The organism is Ottowia sp. oral taxon 894 (assembly GCF_001262075.1).
GTDB lineage: Bacteria > Pseudomonadota > Gammaproteobacteria > Burkholderiales > Burkholderiaceae_C > Ottowia > Ottowia massiliensis.
Genome location: NZ_CP012073.1, coordinates 232,631 through 246,800, shown reverse-complemented (window position 1 = coordinate 246,800; position 14,170 = coordinate 232,631). Strand labels below are relative to the sequence as shown.

Annotated in this window: 17 protein-coding genes; 7 read left to right on the top strand and 10 right to left on the bottom strand. The window is 66.9% G+C overall.

All coding sequences use genetic code 11. From position 1 onward, the window contains the following. Positions 1–166: 166 nt before the first annotated feature. From ADJ79_RS01035 to ADJ79_RS00995, 9 genes are all read right to left on the bottom strand, one after another. Positions 167–1,708, bottom strand: coding sequence for a glutamate--cysteine ligase (locus ADJ79_RS01035; RefSeq protein ID WP_050714401.1), 1,542 nt, complete (start codon positions 1,706–1,708; stop codon positions 167–169). Positions 1,709–2,038: 330 nt separating this feature from the next. After that, entirely contained in the window at positions 2,039–3,097 is a 1,059-nt protein-coding gene (cobT, locus tag ADJ79_RS01030) for a nicotinate-nucleotide--dimethylbenzimidazole phosphoribosyltransferase (protein WP_050714400.1), read from the bottom strand. Positions 3,098–3,177: 80 nt separating this feature from the next. Further along, positions 3,178–3,708 carry an NUDIX domain-containing protein gene (locus ADJ79_RS01025; protein ID WP_082202760.1) on the bottom strand — a complete coding sequence of 177 codons (531 nt, stop codon included), beginning with the start codon at positions 3,706–3,708 and terminating at the stop codon, positions 3,178–3,180. Continuing rightward, positions 3,705–4,634 (bottom strand): ATP-binding protein, encoded by a 930-nt coding sequence (locus ADJ79_RS01020; protein ID WP_050714399.1) that lies wholly within the window; start codon positions 4,632–4,634, stop codon positions 3,705–3,707. Before ADJ79_RS01020 ends, ADJ79_RS01025 begins: the two co-directional genes overlap by 4 nt. After that, positions 4,631–5,065: a holo-ACP synthase gene (acpS, locus tag ADJ79_RS01015; protein ID WP_050716321.1), complete on the bottom strand. Its 435-nt coding sequence runs from the start codon at positions 5,063–5,065 to the stop codon at positions 4,631–4,633. Before acpS ends, ADJ79_RS01020 begins: the two co-directional genes overlap by 4 nt. Positions 5,066–5,249: 184 nt before the next feature. Continuing rightward, positions 5,250–5,774 (bottom strand): phosphoribosyltransferase, encoded by a 525-nt coding sequence (locus tag ADJ79_RS01010; protein WP_050714398.1) that lies wholly within the window; start codon positions 5,772–5,774, stop codon positions 5,250–5,252. Then, positions 5,774–6,016, bottom strand: coding sequence for a hypothetical protein (locus tag ADJ79_RS01005; protein ID WP_050714397.1), 243 nt, complete (start codon positions 6,014–6,016; stop codon positions 5,774–5,776). The genes ADJ79_RS01010 and ADJ79_RS01005 overlap by 1 nt, the downstream gene beginning before the upstream one ends. Beyond that, positions 6,013–7,389, bottom strand: a complete 1,377-nt coding sequence (locus ADJ79_RS01000) for an adenylosuccinate synthase (RefSeq protein WP_050714396.1) — start codon at positions 7,387–7,389, stop codon at positions 6,013–6,015. The genes ADJ79_RS01005 and ADJ79_RS01000 overlap by 4 nt, the downstream gene beginning before the upstream one ends. A 56-nt stretch (positions 7,390–7,445) precedes the next feature. Beyond that, positions 7,446–8,690, bottom strand: a complete 1,245-nt coding sequence (locus tag ADJ79_RS00995) for an ATP phosphoribosyltransferase regulatory subunit (protein ID WP_050714395.1) — start codon at positions 8,688–8,690, stop codon at positions 7,446–7,448. A 636-nt stretch (positions 8,691–9,326) separates the two neighbouring features. Between ADJ79_RS00995 and ADJ79_RS00990 the strand changes: the two genes are divergently transcribed. Continuing rightward, complete coding sequence (locus tag ADJ79_RS00990) at positions 9,327–9,662, top strand: hypothetical protein (protein WP_050714394.1); 336 nt, start codon at positions 9,327–9,329, stop codon at positions 9,660–9,662. A 46-nt stretch (positions 9,663–9,708) separates the two neighbouring features. On the opposite strand, the gene ADJ79_RS00985 is transcribed toward ADJ79_RS00990, so the two are convergent. Next, complete coding sequence (locus ADJ79_RS00985) at positions 9,709–10,161, bottom strand: four-helix bundle copper-binding protein (protein ID WP_050714393.1); 453 nt, start codon at positions 10,159–10,161, stop codon at positions 9,709–9,711. 198 nt (positions 10,162–10,359) lie between these two features. Here ADJ79_RS00985 and ADJ79_RS00980 point away from each other — a divergent pair, with 198 nt between their 5' ends. From ADJ79_RS00980 to ADJ79_RS00960, 6 genes are all read left to right on the top strand, one after another. Further along, positions 10,360–10,890, top strand: coding sequence for a GbsR/MarR family transcriptional regulator (locus ADJ79_RS00980; protein ID WP_050716320.1), 531 nt, complete (start codon positions 10,360–10,362; stop codon positions 10,888–10,890). A gap of 178 nt (positions 10,891–11,068) precedes the next feature. Next, on the top strand, positions 11,069–11,338 hold the full coding sequence (locus ADJ79_RS13715) for a hypothetical protein (RefSeq protein WP_156303935.1): 270 nt from the start codon (positions 11,069–11,071) through the stop codon (positions 11,336–11,338). A 186-nt stretch (positions 11,339–11,524) separates the two neighbouring features. Then, positions 11,525–11,947, top strand: coding sequence for a hypothetical protein (locus ADJ79_RS00975; protein WP_050714392.1), 423 nt, complete (start codon positions 11,525–11,527; stop codon positions 11,945–11,947). After that, on the top strand, positions 11,944–12,978 hold the full coding sequence (locus ADJ79_RS00970) for an NAD-dependent epimerase/dehydratase family protein (RefSeq protein WP_082202758.1): 1,035 nt from the start codon (positions 11,944–11,946) through the stop codon (positions 12,976–12,978). The genes ADJ79_RS00975 and ADJ79_RS00970 overlap by 4 nt, the downstream gene beginning before the upstream one ends. Positions 12,979–13,241: 263 nt before the next feature. Beyond that, positions 13,242–13,658 (top strand): DoxX-like family protein, encoded by a 417-nt coding sequence (locus ADJ79_RS00965; RefSeq protein WP_253273842.1) that lies wholly within the window; start codon positions 13,242–13,244, stop codon positions 13,656–13,658. After that, positions 13,655–14,146 (top strand): DUF2269 domain-containing protein, encoded by a 492-nt coding sequence (locus ADJ79_RS00960; protein WP_050716318.1) that lies wholly within the window; start codon positions 13,655–13,657, stop codon positions 14,144–14,146. The genes ADJ79_RS00965 and ADJ79_RS00960 overlap by 4 nt, the downstream gene beginning before the upstream one ends. Positions 14,147–14,170: the final 24 nt, after the last annotated feature.

Sequence of the window (14,170 nt, the reverse complement as noted above, 5' to 3'; positions counted from 1 at the left end):
AGCATCAGGGCACTGGTGCCGTCTTGCGCCAGTGCAGCGGGCAGCGCGCCCTGCTTTTTGAAATCATGAAAAACCAAGGCCACGGCTGGCGACGCACTGACGGCTTTTGCAGGCGGCCATGCTGTAGGACATGGGACTGTCGCAGAGCTGGGCATGGGCGCGGCTTTCAGGCCTGGGGCGACAGGCGCGCGGGCGAGGTGTATTCGCGGCGGTATTGCTCGAAGCTGAGGGTGTCGCTCACTTCAATTGCATGCTGCTGCGCGCGCGATTGCACGGCCATTTCGGCAAAGCGCTGGCGCAAGGCGGCGTCGGGCGGCTGCGCCAGCATGAGGGAGCGAATTTGCTGCGAGCGGTCAAGCATGAAGGCCACGTAGCTGTCGCCATAGCCGGGCAGCGCCGCCAGCACGCGGGCCGAGGGCAGCAAGGCGGGGTTGTGCAGGGCTTGCTGCGCGGCCTGCACGGCGGCTTGGTGGCCGTCGCCGCCCAGGGCTTCGTCCAGTGCGCGGGCCAGCGCGGGCAGCTCGCCCAGCACCTGGGCGGCCCAGTCGGTCAGCGCCACTTCCATGCCGCCGCAGGCAAGCTTGAGGCCCGGCTCGCGGCCGCGCTCGGCCACCAGATGCTGGTTGCGCTTGAGCGCCTCGATTTCGGCGGGGCTGTCGGGCGGGCTGTCGCTGAGCAGGCAGTGCAGCAAGAACACATCCAGAAAGCGCATGGTCTGCTCGTCTATGCCCACGGGCAGGAAGGGATTGAGGTCCATCAGCCGCACTTCCACGTATTCCACGCCGCGCGCGCGCAAGGCGTGCAGGGGGCGCTCGCCCGGCTCGATCACGCGCTTGGGGCGAATGGTGCCGTAGAACTCGTTTTCAATTTGCAGCAGCGTGACGGCCAGCTGGTTGTAGTCGCCGCTGGGCGCCTGAATGCCGATGGCTTCATACGCGGGCCAGGGGCGCGTGAGCGCGTCTTGCAGCGAGGCGGCGTAGCCTTCCAGGCCGTTGTAGCTGACGGCCAGCGTGGATTGCGCATCGCTCTGGTACCCCAGCCGCCCCATGCGCAGCGACGTGGCGTGCGGCAAATACATGGCCCGGCTGCCCAGCGGCTGCAAGGCATGCTGGCGGCCCTGCACGAAAGTGCCGCACACAACGGGCGAGGCGCCAAACAGGTACAGCAGCAAAAAGGCGTGGCGGCGGAAGTTGCGGATCAGCCCGAAATACTGCTCGCTGCCCGCGCCCGGCAGCGACCAGTTGTAGTGAATGCCCGAAATGGTCTGCATGCGCCGCCCGTAGCGGTGCCCCAGCCCCATGCGATAGACGCTCTTGGCGCGGCCCACGTTGCTGGTGCCGTAGTAGCCCAGCGGAATCATTTCATCAGGCGGCAGCTTGCAGGGCATGCTGGAAGCCCACAGCATCTCATCGCCCAGCACCGCCATTTCGGCATACACCACCTGGTGAATCTGCCGCAGCTCATCCAGGCAAGCCTGCACGCTGCCATGCGTGCCCGTGACCAGCTCCGGCTGCGACTCGCTGAAATCCGTGGTGATGTGCGGGTGCGTGAGCGGCGAGCCAAGCGCCGCCGGATGCGGCGTGAGCGCCAGCGCGCCATCTGGCGCGGCGCGCAGGCTTTCTTTTTCCAGCCCGCGCCGCATGCCCGGCAGGGCCTCGGGCGGCAAGGCCGCCAGGCGGCGCAAAAGCAAATCACTGGATGCGTTCATGTCGTCAAGCCCCGGGGTCGTTCAATGGCAGAGGAAGGTAACACACGGCCCCCGCGCGGCGGGCCGAGCGTCTTTCTGCGTCTGTCTCGTGTTTGTTCAGCGCCTGTCGCACGCCCGTTCCACGCTTTTTCCGCCCAATTCGCGTTGATGGCCAAGCAGAAAGCATGCAGGTCGGTTTAGCTATTTAATCAATAGCATGATGTCCTAGTGGAATGTGCGCAACAAGGCATTTTTGACCCCGTGAATCTGCTCCTGTTTTTGGGTGGCGCTGGCATGAAGGCCCTGCCAGCCATTGACCGCGCTCTGCGGTTTGGCGGGATTGGCAAGCCCTCAGGCCCGGTTGGAGACTTGCGCGGATTCAAACGTGGCCATTTCGTTCAGGATGGCGCAGGCGCTTTGCAGCAGCGGCCAAGCCAGCATGGCGCCGGTGCCTTCGCCTAGGCGCAGGCCCAGATCGAGCAGCGCCTGGGCGTGCAGGCGCTCCAGCATGAGCGTGTGGCCGCGCTCTTGCGAGTGGTGGGCGAATACGCAGTAGGGGCGCGCGTTGGGCGCGAGTTCGCAGGCCGCCAGCGCGGCGGCGGTGGTGATGAAGCCATCGACGACGATCACGCGCCGCTCGCTTGCCGCTTGCAGCAGCGCGCCGGTGAGCGTGGCGATTTCAAAGCCGCCCAGCGCGGCCAGCGCGGCCAGCGGCGTGCGCGCGCCGGCATTGGCCGCCAGGGCGCGCGCCAGTGTTTCGCACTTGCGTTGCAGGCCCGCGTCGTCCAGGCCGGAGCCGCGCCCCACGCATGCGGCCAGCGCGGCGCCGCTTTCGCGCCCTGTCAGCCGCGCCAGCAGCAAGGAGGCGGCGCTGGTGTTGCCGATGCCCATTTCGCCCAGCAGCACGGCGTTGCCCGGCAGGCTTTGCACCAGCGCGCGGCCATTGCGGATGGCCTGCTCGCACTGCGCCAGGCTCATGGCCGGCCCTTGCGTGCTGTCGGCCGTGCCGGCGGCAATGCGCATCTGGCGCAGGCCGGGCGCGTTTTCAAAGGGCTGGCGAACGCCGCAGTCGGCCACCGTGAGCGCGACGCCGTGCTGGCGCGCCAGCACGCTGATGGCGGCGCCGCCAGCGAGAAAGTTGCGCACCATCTGCCAAGTCACGTCCACCGGGAAGGGCGAGACGCCTTGCGCGGCAATGCCGTGGTCGGCCGCGCACACCAGCATTTGCGGCTGCGCCAGGCGCGGCGCTTCGCTGCCCAGCGCCTGGCCGATTTGCACGGCCAGCGCTTCCAGGCGGCCCAGCGAGCCGGTCGGCTTGGTTTTGCTGTCGAGCAGGCTCTGAATGCGCGTGGCCAGGGCGGTGTCGGGGGCGGCGATGTCTGGAATGAGGCCGGGCAGTTCGGATGTCATGGTGTTTGTCCTTGCGAGGTGGAAGAAATGCCGTCACCAGAGACTTTCAGGCGCGGAATCGGGCGTTTGTCCTTGTGCAGTCAGCGCATGCCGCTATTGTTTGAGGAGCGATGGGCCGGTTTTGCCGAGGGCGCGGCTGGCGGTTTTTCCCGCGCTTGTTCTTGCAGCCATTGCAGCACGGGAATCGTGCCGGGCAGCACGGGCGCCACTTGCACGGGCAGGGTTTGCCAGGCGTGCTGCTGGCCTTCGCGCATTTGCGGCTGGCCGCGCCAAGCGTGGACTTTGCAAAAGTGCAGGCGCACCAGGGCGTGGGGGTAGTCCACCAGTTGCTGGCGCCAGGGACGGATGGCGGCGGCCTCCAGCGTCAGGCCCAGCTCTTCATTGAGTTCGCGCGCCAGGGCCTGGGCGACGGTTTCGCCCGCTTCGAGCTTGCCGCCCGGAAATTCCCAGTAGCCCGCGTAGGCTTTGCCGGGCGGGCGCGTGGTGAGCAGGAATGAGCCGTCTGCGCGGATGAGGATGCCGACGGCCACGTCGATGGCCTGGCGCTGCGCCTGCTGCGCGCCGCCCGTGCGGGGCAGCTGCGGGTCGGCGTGGAGGATGCGGCCGTTCATGCCGGGCCGCCTTGCGTGGTGGCTGGCGCGGCGGCTGCCGGGGGTTGATCAGATGCGCGCCGCCCCATGTAGTCGCGCGCGAATTGCTGCGCCACGCGGCCGCTGCGCGAGCCGCGCTCCAGCGCCCAGACCAGGGCTTCGGGCCGCGCGGCGGCGATTTGCGCGGGGCTGGCGCCCAGCGCGGCCAGCCACTGGGCGGCGATGCGCAGGTATTCGTCCTGGCTGAAGGGGTAAAAGCTCGCCCACAGGCCGAAGCGCTCGGAGAGGGAGACTTTTTCCTCGATGGCCTCGCCCGGGTGCAGCTCGCCGTTTTCGCCGTGGCGGGCGGCCAGGTTGTCGCGCATGGTTTCGGGCAGCAGGTGGCGGCGGTTGCTGGTGGCGTAGATGAGCGCGTTGGGCGCGGCGGCGGCCACGCTGCCGTCGAGCGCGCTTTTGAGGGCCTTGTAGCCCGGCTCGCCTTCGTCAAAGCTGAGGTCGTCGCAGTAGATGATGAATTTTTCGGGGCGGACCGCCACCAGGGCCATGATGTCGGGCAGGTCGGGCAGGTCGGCCTTGTCCACTTCAATCAGGCGCAGGCCCTGCGCGGCCCATTCGTTCAGGCAGGCGCGGATGAGCGATGACTTGCCCGTGCCGCGCGCGCCGGTGAGCAGCACGTTGTTGGCCGGGCGGCCTTGCAGAAATTGCAGGGTGTTGCGCGCGACTTTTTCTTTTTGCGCGTCGATTTCCTTCAGGTCGCCCAGGGCGATGGCGCCCACGCTGGGCACCGGCTCGAACTGGCAGATGCTGCCGCGCTTGCGGTAGCGCCAGGCCACGGCGCGCGGCCAGTCGGGCGCGGCCAGCGGGCGGGGCAGGGCGGCGTCCAGCCGCTCGGTCAGGCGCTCCACGCGGGCGATGAGGGTGGCCAGCAACTCTTCCAGCGCGGTCATGGCTGGCTCCCTGGCGCCTGAATGCGGGCAGCCGCTTCATCGGCGCATTCAACGACGCAGAAGCTGGCGGCGTATTCGCTCTCGTCCGTGAGGCTGATGTGCGCGCGCAGGCCGCGTTCGGCAAACCAGCTTTGGAGCGCGCCGTGCAGCACCACTTGCGGCGCGCCGCCGGGGCGGTTGGCGATTTCACACAGCTGCCACTGCATGGGGCCGCTCATGCCCGTGCCGATGGCCTTGCTGAACGCTTCCTTGGCCGAAAAGCGCGTGGCCAGGTAGCGCAGGCCGCGCTCGGGCCAGCGGGCGCTGCGGCGGCGCCACACGGCCAGCTCGCCGCCGGAGAGAATTTTTTCGGCGAAGCGCTCGCCATGCCGCCCGAAGCTGGCGCGGATGCGGCGGATGTCGCAGATGTCAGTGCCGATGCCGTAGATCATGGTGAGGCGCAAGAGTGCAGAAGGTTGAAGGGCAGGAAGAAAGGGCAGGGCGGGGCAGAATCAGCTCCTTGATCCATAGCATGATGTCCTAGCCGAATGTGCGCTGAACGCCCTTTTGATGGGTCTGAATTCGCTCCTGATTCAGGAGTGTTTTCGGGGCATTGCAGGCGGCCTTCCGGCTTGCTCACAGCTTCCAGCGGGCCATGAGCTTTTCGGGCGGCAGTTCGTCGTAGTTCTCGAAGGGCTGGTGTATCCAGGGGTTGGTGGGCAGGCGCTCCACGCAGTAGTCGGGCTGGAAGCTGGAGCAGCCTTTGCTCCAGAGCACGGCGGTGCGCATTTCGGTGATGGGCGGGTAGCTGCTGCGCAGGCGCTGCACCACGGCTTGCAGCGTGACGCCGGTGTCGGCCAGGTCATCAACGAGCAGCACGCGGCCTGCAATCTGGCCCTGGGGCGTGGTGATGTAGTGGGCAATGTCCAGGTGGCCTTGCACCTTGCCCGCTGCGGCGCGGTAGCTGCTGGTGGACATGATGGCCAGCGGCACGCCGAAGATGCGGCTGAGGATGTCGCCGGGCCGCATGCCGCCGCGCGCCAGGCACAAGATGGTGTCAAAGCGCCAGCCCGAGAGGTGGATTTTGAGGGCGAGCTTTTCGATGAGCTGGTGGTATTCGTCGTAGCTCACATACAGGTGTTTGCCGTCTTCGGTCAGCATCAGCGGGGTCCTTGCAGGGAAACAATGTCATTGGGCAGCCACTGCACGCGCCAGCCTTGCTGGTCAATGAAGGCTTGCACGGCATCCAGCGTGGGCAGTTGCGCATCGGCCGTCCGCAGCGTGCCGCCGGGGCCGTTCCACCACTGGCACACCAGGCAGCCGCTGTCGCCCTGGATGATGTGGATGCGGTGCCGCAGCCGCCCGCTGCCGCTGACGGCGCCCAGCATGAACAGGGTGCTCATGGGGCCAGGAAGGGGTGCCGCGTCATGATGGTGTGATCGCGGTCGGGGCTGGTGGAGATGAGGTGGATGGGCACGCCCGTGGCGTGTTCGATGCGCTGCAAATACAGGCGCGCGTTGATGGGCAGCTTGTCGTATTCGGTCAGGCCCACGGTGCTGTCGCTCCAGCCTTCCAGCGTTTCATAGATGGGTTTGCAGCGGGCGATGTCGTCTGCGCCCAGGGGCAGCAGGTCGATGTGGCGGCCGTCCAGTTCGTAGCCCACGCAGAGTTTGAGTTCGGGCAGGCCGTCCAGCACGTCGAGCTTGGTGATGCACAGGCCCGAGAGGCCATTGACTTGCGCGCTGCGCTTGAGCAAGGCGGCGTCAAACCAGCCGCAGCGGCGCGGGCGGCCCGTGGTGACGCCGCGCTCGGCGCCCACGGTGCTCATGTGCCAGCCGGGGGTGCCTTCCTTTTCCCATTCCAGCTCGGTGGGGAAGGGGCCGCCGCCCACGCGGGTGCAGTAGGCCTTGGTGATGCCCAGCACGTAATGCAGCAGGCCGGGGCCGATGCCCGCGCCAGCGGCGGCGTTGCCCGCCACGCAGTTGCTGCTGGTCACGAAGGGGTAGGTGCCGTGGTCCACGTCCAGCAAGGTGCCTTGCGCGCCTTCAAACAGCAGGTTGTCGCCGCGCAGGTGGGCTTCGTTCAGCTCGCGCGAGACATCGGCCAGCATGGGGCGGATGGCTTCGGCCTGCTGCATGGCCTCGGCGTAGATGGGTTCAAATAGCAGCTCGCCGTCTTTCATGTAGGGCGCCAGCGCGGGGCCGAAGGGGTGCTGGCGCGAATTGAGCAAGCCGGTGAGGATGAAGTTGTAGAGATGCAGCAGCTCGCGCAGCTTGGCGGCAAAGCGGCCAGGGTGGCGCAAGTCTTGCGCGCGCAGGGCGCGGCGGGCCACTTTGTCTTCGTAGGCGGGGCCGATGCCCCGGCCCGTGGTGCCGATTTTTTCGCTGCCGCCTTGCTCGCGCGCGGCTTCGCGGGCCACGTCCAGCGCGGCGTGCAGGGGCAGGATGAGCGGGCAGGCTTCGCTCACGCGCAGGCGCAGGCGCACTTGCACGCCGGCTTTTTCCAGCTCGGCAATTTCTTCCAGCAGCTTGGCCGGCGAGAGCACGACGCCGTTGCCGATGTAGCATGTCACGCCCGCGCGCATGATGCCGCTGGGTATGAGGTGCAGCGCCGTGCGCTGGCCGCCAATGACCAGGGTGTGGCCCGCGTTGTGCCCGCCCTGAAAGCGCACCACGCCTTGCGCGCTTTCGGTGAGCCAGTCCACCAGCTTGCCCTTGCCTTCATCGCCCCACTGGGAGCCGACGACAACGACGTTGCGTCCGCTTGTGCTTTTCATGAAATGCGCTCCTGAAAAAGAAAAAAGAGAAGGCTCGCGGCCATTTTTGCGGCCATTTATGTGTGCTGCACGATCCATTCGCCGGCGATTTCCACCAGCTGCAACTCGCACGCGAATTCGTCGGGCTGGCACTCGGTGCCCGGCAGGTCGCTGATCACCGTTTCGCCGCGTGCGCGCAGCGCGGCAATGGCGGCGGCCAGTTGCGGCGCTTCGGCGGGCGTGGCCCACGGCGCGCGTATGGCGGCGCGGCGCGCGCGCGGGGCCGTGGCGCGGGCCAGGTGGCGCACATCCAGGCTGAAGCCCACGGCGGGGCGTTCGCGCTCCACATAAGGGTTGAAAACGGCGCCCACGCCGTCGTAGCGGCCGCCGCGCAAAACGGCATCAGCTCCCCGGGCCTGGCGGCGCGCCTGCTCGGCGCTGGAAAGCGCCTGCGCGTCGTCTTCGCACGCGGGCGAGCCGGCGTACACCGCAAAGCGCATGCCGCTGTAGTAGGCGTAGCCGCGCGCGTCGGCCAGGTCAAAGCTCACGCGCACATCCGGCCCCAGCCGCGCGGCCAGCCAGCGCAAATCTTTCAGCGCCTGGCGCAGCAGCGGGGCCGTGCCCAGCGTGCGCTCGGCGCGCGCCAGCATGTTTTCGTCGCCATACAGGCCGGGCAGGGCCAGCAGGCGCTGGCGCGTGTCGGAAGGAAAGTCGCGCGTGAGCGCGTCCAGCCGGCTTTCATCCTTGGCGGCCAGCGCGGCCAGCACTTCGTCCAGCGCGCCCGCTTCCAGCGGCAGGCCCGCCAGCAGCGCGCGGGGAATGCGGGCATCGGCCAGATCGACCGTGAGCGGCCCTTGCGCGGCCAGGCCGGTGGCGCGCAGGCAGTCCAGCGCCAGCAGCAGGATTTCCAGATCGGCCTCGCGCCCGGCGTAGCCGTAAATTTCCGCGCCCATTTGCAGCGGCTCGCGTGAAGCCAGCGCGCGCTCGGGCCGCGTGTGCAGCACCGGCCCGCAGTAGCAAAGGCGCGCCACGCCTTCGCGCCCCAGCAGGTGCGAGTCAATGCGGGCCACTTGCGGCGTGGTGTCGGCGCGCACGCCCAGCGTTTTGCCCGAAAGCTGATCGACCAGCTTGAAGGTTTGCAGCTCCAGCGCGCTGCCCGTGCCGGTGAGCAGCGAATCCAGATACTCCACCAGCGGCGGCATGACCAGCTCGTAGCCATAGGCGCAGGCCGCGTCCAGCAGCTGGCGGCGCAAGTCTTCAATGTGCCGCGCCTCGGCGGGCAGGGCATCGGCAATGTGATCCGGCAGGAGCCAGGCAGACATAGGCAGTGAAGGCAGTCGAAAAAGGGGAAATTCTATCGGCGCGGCTGCGGATGTAAGCGTCTGTAGCCGCCGCAGGCCGCGCCTTCGCCGCCGGAAGCGGCAGCGTGCATTAAAAAGAAGAGCGAATTCAAGCCGCTTGAAACCGGCGTTCCCGCACATTCGGCGAGGAGGTCTTGCTATGAATCAAGGAGCGAAAAACGACGCTTTGCTTCCTTCGCCGCATCTCCGCCTGCCCCAGGCTCATGGCGCAAGCGCGCGACGGCCTGCACGGATGCCGCTCACGCCGTCTCCAATCATTTCACCCCGCCATTCGGCCATTCGGATAGGCCCTGTTTTTGCGCCTGCCTGGCATGGATAATGGAAATCCAAATGAACGGCGAGCATGGATATTGAATCAGGGTGCATCAAAATCGGGCTGGCCGCGCTCTGGCGAGTTGGAAAGATATTCGGGAAACAGCGTTTTTCCAGTATTCTTAAGGATTTTCTGAATGATTTCTCGCGCGCATGTCAGGGAAAGAAAGTCTTTTTTCACGCCATGAGGAAGAGTTGTTGAAACCGGGCGGCTGAAAGGCCCGGTTTTGCTGGCTCATTCGGGCCATATTTGCATTTTATTTTTACGCGCAAGCAGGAGCTTTTATGGTGTTTTTGGTTTTTAGCGTGTTTCTCAGCATCATTTTGTTAATTTGCTATGAATGCCTCAAAATAAAAACAAAATGGTGGCAGCGAATGGCAGCGGCCTTATTGATTGCCCCGGCTATGATGTTCATTCTGGTCGGCGGAACGCGGGATAAATTCTGGCTTGCCGCGCTGGTGTTCGCATTTGTTTACGCGTTTCTGGCATCAGCTTTTTGCGAATGGGCGCTTTATATTCGCGGCGGCTTGAGGCGCCAAATGGAGGACATGAAAAAATCCGCTGCGGGCGGCGGGGCCGGCAGCGGATTTTCCAGAAATATCCGGAAAGAAAAGGCATGACGCCCGTTTCGGGCCTGCCGCGCCTTTCCGGGGCCGCATCAGCGCATCAGGCGGCGATTTTTTCGCATTCCTTGATGCAGGCCAGGCAAGACTCGTGGCAAGCCTTGCATTCGGCGTGGTGCGCGGCGTGCTCCTTGCAGGCGTCGGCGCATTCCTTGCAGGCTTTGGCGCAAACCTTGGCCAGCGCGGGCGTGAGGGCGGAGTTTTGCGCGGCCAGGCTTTGCAGCGCGCCGCACAGGGCCAGCATCTGGTTCACGCTCTTGGCGCACTGGGCCATGCTGGTGTCGCCCTTGGAGAGCTGGCGAATGCAGTGGTCCAGACACACCTGACCGGCGCTCAGGCAGTGGGCGGCGGCCAGGCGGGCGGCGTCATAGGGGTTGGGCGCGGCCTTGGCGGCAGCGTGGTCGCCGTGCTGGTGCTCTTCGGCGGCGATGGCGGCAGCCGACAGGGCGGCAAGGGAGACGGCAGCGGCGCTGCCCACGAATGAACGACGGTTCATGTTGATATGGCTCACAAATGAAAGATCAAAAAAACAGATGCGGCCCGGATTGGCCGCACCGGCGCGGATATTAGGGGAAACCTGAATTGCATGAGTGACGAATGGCTTTCCGCAAGCGCGCGGGCCAGCAGGGCAGGGCGCTTCACGCGCCAAATTTCATTCTTGACAGAAATTTCAGCCAGCCTACAATCCGCGCTCATGGAACTCACTGACATTCAGCAACGCTTCGTCATCCACTGGGGCGAGATGGGTTCGGCCTGGGGCGTGAACCGCACGGTGGCGCAGATTCACGCGCTGCTGTTCATTCACGGCAGGCCGCTGCACGCCGAGGAGCTGGCGGCCACGCTGGGCGTGGCGCGCTCGAACGTGAGCAACAGCCTCAAGGAATTGCAGAACTGGGGCCTGGTGCGCGTGACCCACACGCTGGGCGACCGGCGCGACTATTTCGAAACTTCAGGCGATGTGTGGGAGCTGTTCCGCACCATCGTGCGCGGCCGCAAGGAGCGCGAGTTCGACCCCACCACGCGCCTGCTGGCCGAGCTGGCCGCGCGCGAAGACTTCGCCCAGGAGCCACCCGAGGCGCAAGACCGCGTGCGTGAAACGCTGCGCCTGATGCAGGCGCTGGGCGCGTGGACGGAGGAGATGCTGCGCCTGTCGCCCCACACGCTGGAGAAAGTGCTGCGCCTGGGTGCGAGCGTGCAACGCTTCGTGCGCGACAAGCCGGACTGAGGCAGGACTGGGCGCCGGCGCGAAGGGTTCAGCGCTTCGCAATGGCACCAGGCGCAGACGGCGGGCGTGCGGCTTTTTCTAGCTCCTTTCTTCATAGCATGATGTCTTGGTGAAATCTGCGAGGAACGGTATTTCTGACCCTTTGAATTTGCTTCTGTTTTTGATAAAGGTTTGAACGATGGCGCCTTTGCTTTCACCCCTTCGCCGGGCTGGCCCGCTCTTGTTTCGCGGCGCGGGCGCTTTGGCTTCGCCTCTGGCCGGGCTGCGGACAGCGGCTGGAGCGGGGCTTCAGGCTTCGCGCTGCGGCGCGCCACCCCTTTTTTGTCCATCATTTTCATTTTCAACTGAAATTTTGAAAGCAACTGCCATGACTGATGAAAATAGCTGCGCCAACCCGGCCAGCCAGGCCGATGCCGCCCAGGCGCATCAAGAAAAGGAGCAGACATGAAAGCTCAAGAACCTGTTCAAAGGCTGCCGACAGGCGCGAAAAGCGCGGCCTTCAGGCGGTCTGCGCCCCCTCATGGCCAGGCTCCGGGCAGGTTCCCAAACCGCGAAACGTCCCCACAAAAACGGAAAGGCCCTGCGCCATTGATGCGGTAGCGAATGCATTGCCTCAACCCAACCGGAGAAAACCATGTCCCTGTCCCCCTTTGCCGCTTTGCTCATCTCCCTGGCGCTTGCCGTCGCCGGGCCGCTGGCCGCCATGCGCTATTTGCGCCCCATCCTCATGCAGACCATTGGCCGCCTGTGTGACGACGGGCAGGGCAGCGGCCCCATTGCCGCCGATTTCTGGACGCGCGCCGCCTATGTGCTGGCCATCAGCGGCACGGCCCTGCTGGTGCTGCTGTGGGGCGATTTCGACGCCATTCACCCCATGCAGGCCCTGCGGCGCGGGCTGCTGCTGGTGTCAGGCGGCGTGTTTGCCAGCGTGGCTTTCATTGCTTTCAATGTGTGGAAGCACGTGGCGGCCCTGCTGGCCGCCCGCCGCCCGCCTGGGGCCGTGCCCGCGCCCGCGCCTGCTGTGTGCTGGCCTGAAGACGGGGAGTCCAGCTCATGAGCGCCCAAGCCGCAACTCCATCTGCTGCATCCGCCGCATCCGCCGCATCCGCTGCCCCGCCCCTTGCGCTGCTGTGCGGCGCCAGCGGCTTCATTGGCCGCCACATCGCCTGCGCCCTGCGGGCCGCCGGCTGGCAAGTGCGCCCCGCCAGCCGCCGCAGCGCCCCGGCGGTGGACTACACCCGCGCCACCCACGCCAGCGACTGGCAGCCCCTGCTGCAAGGCGCCAGCGCCGTCATCAATGCCGTGGGCGTGCTGCGCGACAGCCGCGCGCGCCCCATGCAGGCGCTGCATGCGGATGCGCCCTGCGCCCTGTTTGAAGCCTGCGCGGCCAGTGGCGTGCGGCGCGTCATCCACATCTCCGCCCTGGGCATAGACGGCGACGGCCCCGCCGCCCGCACGCCCTATGCCCGCACCAAGCGCCAGGCCGAAGAGCGCCTGCTCGCCCTCACCGCGCAGGGCCGGCTCGATGGCATCGCCTTGCGCCCCAGCCTGGTTTTTGGCGCGGGCGGCGCCAGCACCCGCCTTTTTCTGGCCCTGGCCCGCCTGCCCGTGCTCGCGCTGCCGCGCTGCGCCTTCACCGCCCGCGTGCAGCCCCTGGCCGTGTGGGATTTGGCCGAAGCCGTGGCCCGCCTGGCTGCAAGCCCTGCCGCCAGCCATGCGGCGAACGCCCGCCCCCTCACCGGCCTGCTGGAGCTGGCAGGCCCCCAGCCGCTGACGCTGGCCGCCTACATCCAGCAACTGCGCGCCAGTCAGGGCCGCCCGCCCGCCCGCGCGCTGGCGCTGCCCGCCTGCATCACCCGCGCCAGCGCCCGCCTGGGCGACGCGCTGCCCTTTTCGCCGTGGTGCACCCAGTCGCTGCACCTGCTGTCTGCCGGCAACGTGGCCAGCCCCGCAGCTTTACCGGAGCTGCTGGGCCGCCCCGCCACCGCCCCCGCGCAATTCATGCAGGCTTTGGCCGCTGCCGCCCAGGCGGACGCGCCCGGGGTGCGAAAGCCTCAAAACGGCAGAGACGAAGGAGGCGCGCCATGAGCCACAGAACGCACGGAGCGCCTGCATGCCCGCGCGCTTCAGCGCCCGGAACGCCTGAAGCAGGCGGAACGCCCAGCCCGGCTGAATTCGCTCATGTTTCCATAGCAATACGTCCTAGTGGAATCTGCGCAAGGCGGAATTCACGGCCCCTGAATTCGCTCCTGTTTTTGATGACCTGCGGCCTTCTTCATGGCCTGACGGCAAGAAGCCCGCAGCCGCGCCTGGCCCAACGCCATCCGGTCCCGTTTCCGCCTTTGCCTGCCATGACTTTGCCTGCCATGACCTCTCCCGCCATGCCTACTGCTTTGCGCCCCCATTCGCCTGACGACGCCCGCCTGCTGCGCGCAAGCCTGATCGCCGTCTGGCTCATCACCATCGCCGCCAGCCTGCTGGAATGCAACGGCCAGAGCCTGGCGCTGCTGCGGCAAGGCGGCGTGCATTCGCTGCCCTTGGCGCACGCCCTCATCGCCGCAGGCGTGGCGCTGGACGCCGCGCTGGCGCTGGCCCTGATCTGGCGGCCCGGCCGCGCCGCCTATGCCCTGGCGGCGGCCAGCGTCATCGGCCTGACCCTCACCGCCACGGCGCTGCTGCCCGCGCTGTGGCTGCACCCCATCGGGCCATTGAGCAAGAACCTGCCCATCCTCGCCATCCTGGCCGTGTTGTGGAAGCGCGCGCCATGAGCCACGCCTTCAGCCTCTATCTGGCCGTCAAGTGGCTGCACATCGTCAGCAGCGTTTTCATGGTGGGCACGGGCTTTGGCTCGGCCTTCTACATGTTCTTTGCCAACCGCAGCGGCAGCGTGGCCGCCCAGGCCGTCGTCAGCCGCCTGCTCGTGCGCGCCGACTGGTGGTTCACCACGCCCGCCATCCTCATCCAGCCCGCCAGCGGCCTGTGGCTGGCCCACGCCGCAGGCTGGCCGCTGGGCGCGCCGTGGATCGTGCTCACCCTGGCTCTTTACGCCCTGGCTGGCGCATGCTGGCTGCCCGTCGTCTGGCTGCAACTGCGCATGGCCCGCATGGCGCAAGCCGCCCACGCCCAGGGCGCGCCCCTGCCCCCGCTCTACTGGCGCTACGCCCGCCGCTGGGAGGCGCTGGGCTACCCCGCCTTCGCAGCCATGGGCGTGATCTACTGGCTCATGGTGAACAAGCCCGCGCTGTGGGGCGGCTGAAGGCGCGCCCAATACGCCAATGGC

What these genes read in the sequence shown, in the direction of transcription:
- ADJ79_RS00970 (WP_082202758.1), top strand. Translation starts at nt 11,944, where the DNA reads ATGAGCGCCCAAGCCGCAACTCCATCTGCTGCATCCGCCGCATCCGCC.
- ADJ79_RS00980 (WP_050716320.1), top strand. Translation starts at nt 10,360, where the DNA reads ATGGAACTCACTGACATTCAGCAACGCTTCGTCATCCACTGGGGCGAG.
- ADJ79_RS13715 (WP_156303935.1), top strand. Translation starts at nt 11,069, where the DNA reads ATGGCGCCTTTGCTTTCACCCCTTCGCCGGGCTGGCCCGCTCTTGTTT.
- cobT (WP_050714400.1), bottom strand. Translation starts at nt 3,097, where the DNA reads ATGACATCCGAACTGCCCGGCCTCATTCCAGACATCGCCGCCCCCGAC.
- ADJ79_RS01005 (WP_050714397.1), bottom strand. Translation starts at nt 6,016, where the DNA reads ATGAGCACCCTGTTCATGCTGGGCGCCGTCAGCGGCAGCGGGCGGCTG.
- ADJ79_RS01035 (WP_050714401.1), bottom strand. Translation starts at nt 1,708, where the DNA reads ATGAACGCATCCAGTGATTTGCTTTTGCGCCGCCTGGCGGCCTTGCCG.
- ADJ79_RS01010 (WP_050714398.1), bottom strand. Translation starts at nt 5,774, where the DNA reads ATGCTGACCGAAGACGGCAAACACCTGTATGTGAGCTACGACGAATAC.
- ADJ79_RS01020 (WP_050714399.1), bottom strand. Translation starts at nt 4,634, where the DNA reads ATGACCGCGCTGGAAGAGTTGCTGGCCACCCTCATCGCCCGCGTGGAG.
- ADJ79_RS00995 (WP_050714395.1), bottom strand. Translation starts at nt 8,690, where the DNA reads ATGTCTGCCTGGCTCCTGCCGGATCACATTGCCGATGCCCTGCCCGCC.
- ADJ79_RS00960 (WP_050716318.1), top strand. Translation starts at nt 13,655, where the DNA reads ATGAGCCACGCCTTCAGCCTCTATCTGGCCGTCAAGTGGCTGCACATC.
- ADJ79_RS01025 (WP_082202760.1), bottom strand. Translation starts at nt 3,708, where the DNA reads ATGAACGGCCGCATCCTCCACGCCGACCCGCAGCTGCCCCGCACGGGC.
- ADJ79_RS00975 (WP_050714392.1), top strand. Translation starts at nt 11,525, where the DNA reads ATGTCCCTGTCCCCCTTTGCCGCTTTGCTCATCTCCCTGGCGCTTGCC.
- ADJ79_RS00965 (WP_253273842.1), top strand. Translation starts at nt 13,242, where the DNA reads ATGACTTTGCCTGCCATGACCTCTCCCGCCATGCCTACTGCTTTGCGC.
- acpS (WP_050716321.1), bottom strand. Translation starts at nt 5,065, where the DNA reads ATGATCTACGGCATCGGCACTGACATCTGCGACATCCGCCGCATCCGC.
- ADJ79_RS00990 (WP_050714394.1), top strand. Translation starts at nt 9,327, where the DNA reads ATGGTGTTTTTGGTTTTTAGCGTGTTTCTCAGCATCATTTTGTTAATT.
- ADJ79_RS01000 (WP_050714396.1), bottom strand. Translation starts at nt 7,389, where the DNA reads ATGAAAAGCACAAGCGGACGCAACGTCGTTGTCGTCGGCTCCCAGTGG.
- ADJ79_RS00985 (WP_050714393.1), bottom strand. Translation starts at nt 10,161, where the DNA reads ATGAACCGTCGTTCATTCGTGGGCAGCGCCGCTGCCGTCTCCCTTGCC.